A 6,502-nucleotide genomic window follows, 5' to 3' on the forward strand; every position below is an offset into this window, starting at 1 on the left:
GAGCGATTACGCACACTGCCCGAACACGTCTACAACCAGATGGTCATGGGCTGAAAAACGTGGGGATACCTCAGATCCGGACTGGTCCTTGTCCGCCCACCATCGCGGGCTCTTTGGCAGTATGGATGCTTCCAAAGAGCCGACATGGACGTATTTGCGGCGTGTTCCGCGATGGTGGGCGGGCAAGGGCCCTGCAGTCAGGCAGCAATCATCCGCTCTGACAGTGCGCTTCAGAACTGCCCCATACCGTTCAGGCAATACGTTCCAACCAGCGCACCGCATAAGCTGGAAGCACGAGGCGCATGTCGTCGCTCAGCGATTGGGCAATCGCATCAGTGCCATCGCTCAGCAGCTTCCATCGATCGACGCCACTCGCCGGAAGCTTTGCCGTTCGCGGTTGGTCGCCGAAGTTATGCACTGCCAGAAAGTTGTCGCCACGCGTCAACGCAAACAGTCGCGGATCGCCCAACGCAACACTGCCCAGCGCCTGATCGGCAGCAAGTGCGGGAAGTGCAGCACGTTGCCGGATCAACGCACGCAGCCGGCGATACACCTTGCCGCCCAAGCTTTCTGCATCAGTGCGCTGCGCGGCAAGCTGCCAATCCATCGCCGGGCGATGCAACCAGCGGCCTTCGTGCTGACGGTGCGGGTCGCCGCGATAGCTGATGTCGTTAGGTAATGCGAGTTCGTCACCCATATAGATCAACGGCACGCCCGGCATCGCCAGTGCGATCGCATAGAGCAACACAAGTCGATCCACCGCAGTGTCCAGCGCCGCCGCATCGCCCGCATCCTGCGCGGCCTGGATACCCGCCAACGCAGCGGCCATGCCGTTGGTGCCGTGCACGCCATCGCCGCTGCTCTGGAAACTTTCGCCGCGCGCGTAACTACTTGGTACATCGTTGGCATAGAAGCGCGCGACAGCGCGTAACGAAAACGGCGGCTGTTCGGTATTGCCGGCGGCTTCGTGCTGCAGCACGTTCCAGCCGATATCGTCGTGGCAGCGTACATAGCTGAGCCACGCGCAGTTGTGCGGCAACGGTGGGCTATGCGCGATGACGTTGTGCAAAATGTCGCCGCGTTGCAGCGCCAAGGCCGACCAGCCGGCCGCCATCAGTGTGCTGTGATAGGCGAGATGGCATTCGTGTCCCTGGTGCGCATCGCTGCCGAAGTAGGGTGGCAGCTGGGTCATCGGCACGATGGCTTCGGCCTTCATCACTACTGAGGGCGCAACCATATCGGTGACCGCGCGGAGCGCTACCAGCAAGGTGTGCGCCTCGGGTTGATTCATGCAATCGGTGCCGGGGCGCTTCCATAAATACGCGGTGGAATCCAGGCGAAACGCTTCGACACCCAGATTGGCCAGCTGCAGCATTGCCAGTGCCATCTCGCCGAACACCGCCGGATTGCTCCAGTTCAAATCCCATTGATAGGGATAGAACGTGGTCCACATCCAGTGCGCGGTGTCGTCAACCCAGGTGAAGTTGCCGGGTGCGGTATGCGGAAACACTTGCCCCAGCGTGGCTTCGTACTGATCGGGCAGGGCGTGATCTGCAAAGTGATGGTAGTAATCGAGATAGCGTGCGTCGCCCGTCCGCGCGGACTGCGCCCAGGCGTGATCGTCGGCGGTATGGTTGAGCACAAAATCCGCGCACAGGCTGATACCGGCCTGACGCAGACGCGCGGTGAGTGCGAGCAGATCGTCGTTGCTGCCCAGGCTCGGTTCTACCTGGCCGTAATCGCTGACCGCAAAGCCGCCATCGTTATCGCCTGCGCGTGCACGCAGAAACGGCAGCAAGTGCAGATAGCGCACGCCCAGTTCCTGCAGATACGGCACGCGTTCGGCCACGCCTTGCAGCGTGCCAGCGAAGCGGTCCACGTAGGCGCTGTAGCCCAGCATCTGTTGCTCGCCAAACCAGCCGGGCGTGCGCGCGGTGTCGAGCTGTTGCAGTGCCAGCGGGCGTTGTTGCGCAGTGTTGCCGAGCGCGCTCAACCACTGCGTCAACCAGGACGCATAGTCGGGGCGTTGGCCGTAAAGCGAATGCAAGGCATCCAGCAGGCGCGCTGCATGCTGATCGAAGCGCGGCAGCAGCGCGGCGGCACGCTGCGCATCCAATGGCGCGGTAAAGGCTGCGCGTAATGCAGTGAAATCGATGGTGAAGTTGCTCATTGGCAAGCGCCGGGCTTGGAACGGCTAAACAAAACGCAGCGAGCGGTCGTCAGCTGGGCGCGGACGCCGCGGAGGAACCGGAGTGTACGAGTGGTACATGCCGATGCCGAGTACCTGCTTCGTCCGCTTGGCGGTGAGCGCAGTCGTTTTGTTCGTCGCTCTTAGGTTTGGCGAGGGTCCTTAGAAGTCGTAGCGCACGCTGATGCTGGTGGTGCGGCCGGCGATCGAGCGCGCGCGGATGATGCCATTGGCCGGAATGGTGGCTTCCTCGGCTTCGGTCAGGCCAAACGTGTTGAACAGGTTGTTGACGTTGAGCGCAACGGTGAGCGAATCGGTCACGCGGTAGTCGCCGAACAGGTTCACCTGCGTATAGCCCGGCATCTTCAGCTGGTTGGAATCCTGGGTGTAGGCATCGGTGGTGCCGATCAGGTTCACGCCGAACTGATAGCCGTCGCCGCGATAGCTGGGCGTGAGCTGCCAGACGAAGTCGGCCTGGCGGCGCGGCACATTGCCGGTGTTTCCCGGGGTGATCTGGTCGCTGGAAATCTCCGCATCGGTCCAGGTCACGCCGCCGTTGACGGTGAACCCTTCGTAGCGGTAACTGGCTTCCAGCTCCACGCCGTGCGCCTGGTAGCTGCGGTTGAAGAAGCGCTGGCTGGTGACTTCGAAGTTCTGTTCCTGGGTGCGTGCGGAGAACGCAGTGGCGAACAGGCTCAGCCCGTCACGGCGCCACTTCAGACCTGCTTCGGCCTGGCGGACCACGTTGACGCCTTCATCGGAGGAGACTGAGCCGTCGTCGCGGATCACGCCGAACAGCAGGCGGTCTGCATTGGCGCGTGCGCCGCGGCTGATGCGGGCGAACGCGCCCAGGTCATCGTTGATCAGATAATTGCTGCCCAACGAATACGACAGGTAATTCCAGTCGTAATCCACCGGCCGCGCGTTGGCGGTATCGACCGTGGCCACGCGCTGTTCCACCGGCTGGATCACGCCATCGCCGTTGACGTCCAGGTTCTGCGCGATCGCGGTGCCGGAATACGTGCCGCGTGCATCACCCATGTCATAACGCAGGCTGCCATCGATGCTGAACTTGCCGCTGTCGAAGGTGAGCGCGACATAGGGTGCATTGACGTCGTAGCGCACGTCGTAGCTGCGGGTGATGCAGCAATCGCCCCAGAACGGCGTGCCGTAAGCATATAAACCGTTTTGCGAGCGGGACACGCCGCCGGCATCGACCACGTTGAGCAGGCGCGAATCGCGGCCAAGACTCTGCACGTAGGAGTTCCAGGTCCAGTCCATGTCGATGGTCTGGCGCGAGCTGTAGTAGCCCATGCGCAGGGTGAGCGTGCGGTCGTCGCCGTCGAACGCGCGCGAGACGCTGAGGTCGTTGGTGACGTTGCCCAGGTCGTTGATCGCCACGTTGAACAGATGCGTACGGATCGCGTTACCTGTGTAAGCCTGGCCGGCGTCGGGGCCGCTGGCCTGCACCAGTTGCGCGCCGGCGCCACCGATGGAAGATGCCAGCGATGCGGCATCGGTGACTTCGGCCGGAAACGGGCTGACGAAGCGGCCGCTGTTGTCGGCGATGCGGAACTTCTCGCTCAGGCTCCAGCCGTTGCCCAGGTCGAACAAGGCCTCGGCGCCGAGGGTGCGCGAGATCGGGTGCATGCCGTCGCCCAGGTCGGTGCGGCGCGGCTGGTTGTTGCCATCCAGGCCCACGTCGCTGCGAAAATTGCGGCTGTACAAGGTGTCGTTGCCTGGATCGAAACCGGCAAAGCCGCCCAGGTCCGGCGAGCCATCGCGGCCACGTACGGAGGTCGGCACCGGCAGATAGCCGGCTGCACGGTCGTTGAGGTATTTGCCGTACACACGCACGTAGCCGTTCTCGAACAGACGTGTGAGGTTGGCCTTGAGTTGGCCACCCTTTTCGGTGGTGTAGCCGGCGTCGCGCACGCCATCGCCCTGGCGGAAGAAGCCGCCGATGTTGAACTGCCAATGCTCGGCGAACGGTGCGCCGTAGTTGAAGTCCACGCGCGTGCTGTCGTAATCCAGACCGCGGCTCACGCCGACGCTGCCGCCTGCGGTGTCGCCTGTCTTGCTGATGAAATTGATGATGCCGCCGGGCGCATTGCTGGTGAAGGTGGAGGCCGAGCCGCCGCGAATGGCTTCGATGCGGTCGAGAGTGAAATCCGAACGCAGGAAGATGTCCGAATTACCAAAGGCGATATCGCCGAACTCCATCACCGGCAAACCGTCTTCTTGCAGCTGCAGGAATTTGGCGCCGCCGGAAGCGACGGGGAGGCCACGCACGGCGATGTTGGCGTTGCCTTCGCCACCGCTGGATTCGGAGCGGATGCCGGGGATGTTGCGGAAGATTTCAGCGGTGCTGCGCGGTGCCGATTGTTCGATCGCCTCGGCGCCCACGGTGCTGACCGACACGCTGGACTTCAATTTGGTGGTAGCCGTGGAGGTGCCGGTGACGAACACCGAATCCAGATTGACCGCGGCGCTGTCGGCGGCCGGCGGGGTGGTGGGTGCGCTGGCGGCGTCCTGCGCCAGCGCGGCAGGCACGCAGAGGCAGGAGGCGACCGCGCAGGCAAGGGCATGCAGGCGCAGGGTGTGCAAAGTGGACATTGCGGTTCTCTCTCTCACAGATGGTGGTGTGCCGACGTCTGCATCGTCTCCTCCCAGGGAGTGGCCGTGTGGCCTGCAGTGCGAGCGCATTAATACGCTGTAATACAATCGATTGCAATCGTGCGCTGCAGCAATTTTACACTAGATAGAAACGCATTTTGTTCAAATCGGAAGCGTTTTGCGGCGCAGCGTTACAATCGATTGCATCAGCGTCATGATACAGTTCGCTGCGGCTACTGATAGCCGCACCCAATCTCAGGATCTTGCATGTCGTTGACCGCTCCGCCGCTTTCCTTCGCACTCATCCTGGCGCTCAACGCCGGGTTCTTTGGCGTGCAATACAGCTTCGGGTTGCAGCAGAGCAACATGAGCCCGATCTACAACTATCTGGGCGCCGACCACGCCAGCCTGCCATATCTGTGGCTGGCGGGGCCAATCACCGGGCTGGTGCTGCAGCCGTTCGTGGGCGCGTGGAGCGACCGCTCGGTGACCCGCTGGGGCCGGCGCATGCCGTACATGGTGCTGGGCGCGCTGGTGTGCAGCCTGTGCCTGCTGGCGATGCCGTTCAGCACAGCGTTGTGGATGGCGGTATGCCTGCTGTGGATCCTGGACGCCGCCAACAACGTGGCGATGGAGCCGTACCGTGCCTTGGTGAGCGATGTGCTAGCGCCACCGCAGCGGCCGCTTGGCTATCTTACTCAAAGCGCGTTCACCGGTCTTGCGCAGACGCTGGCCTATCTCACCCCGCCCTTGCTGGTGTGGATGGGCATGAATCAGGACGCCGCCAATGCGCACCATATTCCCTATGTCACCATCGCCGCGTTCGTGATCGGTGCGGGGTTTTCGGCCGCCTCGATTCTGCTCACTGCGCGCAGCGTGCGCGAGCCGGTGCTTGCGCCTGCAGAGATTGCACGCATGCGGCAGACCGGTGCAGGCCTGGGCGCGACGGTGCGCGAAATCTACCGTGCCTTGCGCGCGATGCCGCCGACCATGCGTCAGCTCGCGCCGGTGATGTTGTTCCAGTGGTACGGGATTTTTTGCTACTGGCAATACATCGTGCTGTCGCTGTCGACCACGTTGTTCGGCACCACGCAAGCCAACTCGCATGGCTTCCGGGAGGCGGGGCTGGTCAACGGCCAGATTGGCGGGTTCTACAATTTCATCGCGTTTCTGGCGGCTTTTGCGATGGTGCCGGTGGTGCGCCGCTTCGGCCCCAAATACACGCATGCGGCCTGTCTGGTCGCGGCCGGGATTGGCATGTGGGTGTTGCCGGGCATCCAGGATCGTTGGTTGATGCTGCTGCCGATGATCGGTATTGGGCTGGCCTGGGCCAGCATGATGGGCAACCCATATCTGATGCTGGCCGACAGCATTCCGCCCGAGCGCACCGGCGTGTACATGGGCTTGTTCAATCTGTTCATCGTGCTGCCGATGCTGATCCAGATCGTCACCTTGCCGCTGTATTACGAACCGTTGTTGCACGGCGACCCGCGCAATGTGATCCGTCTTGCAGGCGCGCTGATGTTGGCCGCGGCGGTGGCGATGTTGTGCGTGCGGCTGCGCAAGCCGAACGCTGCGGTGGTGTAGCGGGTTGGAGCGTACTGGCGATGCATGGTTGCTCAGAGCCTGTTCAAAGTCTTCTAAGCAGCAACGCCAGGAACGCCAGGTGGATCATCTGCAAGCTGGTGTTGAGCTGAC

Annotated in this window: 3 protein-coding genes and 1 other RNA gene; 1 reads left to right on the plus strand and 3 read right to left on the minus strand. The window is 62.7% G+C overall.

Annotated elements, in window-relative coordinates; all coding sequences use genetic code 11:
* Positions 1-250: 250 nt before the first annotated feature.
* The 3 genes from XpopCFBP1817_RS18725 to XpopCFBP1817_RS18735 all read right to left on the minus strand — a co-directional run bounded on the left by XpopCFBP1817_RS18725 (position 251) and on the right by XpopCFBP1817_RS18735 (position 4,804).
* Entirely contained in the window at positions 251-2,170 is a 1,920-nt protein-coding gene (locus XpopCFBP1817_RS18725; protein WP_128418263.1) for an alpha-amylase family protein, read from the minus strand.
* Between the two features lie 22 nt (positions 2,171-2,192).
* A non-coding RNA gene (locus tag XpopCFBP1817_RS18730) (sX9 sRNA) lies at positions 2,193-2,269 on the minus strand.
* Between the two features lie 81 nt (positions 2,270-2,350).
* Entirely contained in the window at positions 2,351-4,804 is a 2,454-nt protein-coding gene (locus XpopCFBP1817_RS18735) for a TonB-dependent receptor (protein ID WP_167393978.1), read from the minus strand.
* Between the two features lie 267 nt (positions 4,805-5,071).
* Here XpopCFBP1817_RS18735 and XpopCFBP1817_RS18740 point away from each other — a divergent pair, with 267 nt between their 5' ends.
* Entirely contained in the window at positions 5,072-6,391 is a 1,320-nt protein-coding gene (locus XpopCFBP1817_RS18740; RefSeq protein WP_128418265.1) for an MFS transporter, read from the plus strand.
* Positions 6,392-6,502 lie beyond the last annotated feature (111 nt).

It is taken from the genome of Xanthomonas populi (assembly GCF_002940065.1).
GTDB lineage: Bacteria > Pseudomonadota > Gammaproteobacteria > Xanthomonadales > Xanthomonadaceae > Xanthomonas > Xanthomonas populi.

Excerpts from the sequence above, each read along its gene's own strand:
- XpopCFBP1817_RS18740 (WP_128418265.1), top strand. The coding sequence starts at position 5,072 with ATGTCGTTGACCGCTCCGCCGCTTTCCTTCGCACTCATCCTGGCGCTC.
- XpopCFBP1817_RS18735 (WP_167393978.1), bottom strand. The coding sequence starts at position 4,804 with ATGTCCACTTTGCACACCCTGCGCCTGCATGCCCTTGCCTGCGCGGTC.
- XpopCFBP1817_RS18725 (WP_128418263.1), bottom strand. The coding sequence starts at position 2,170 with ATGAGCAACTTCACCATCGATTTCACTGCATTACGCGCAGCCTTTACC.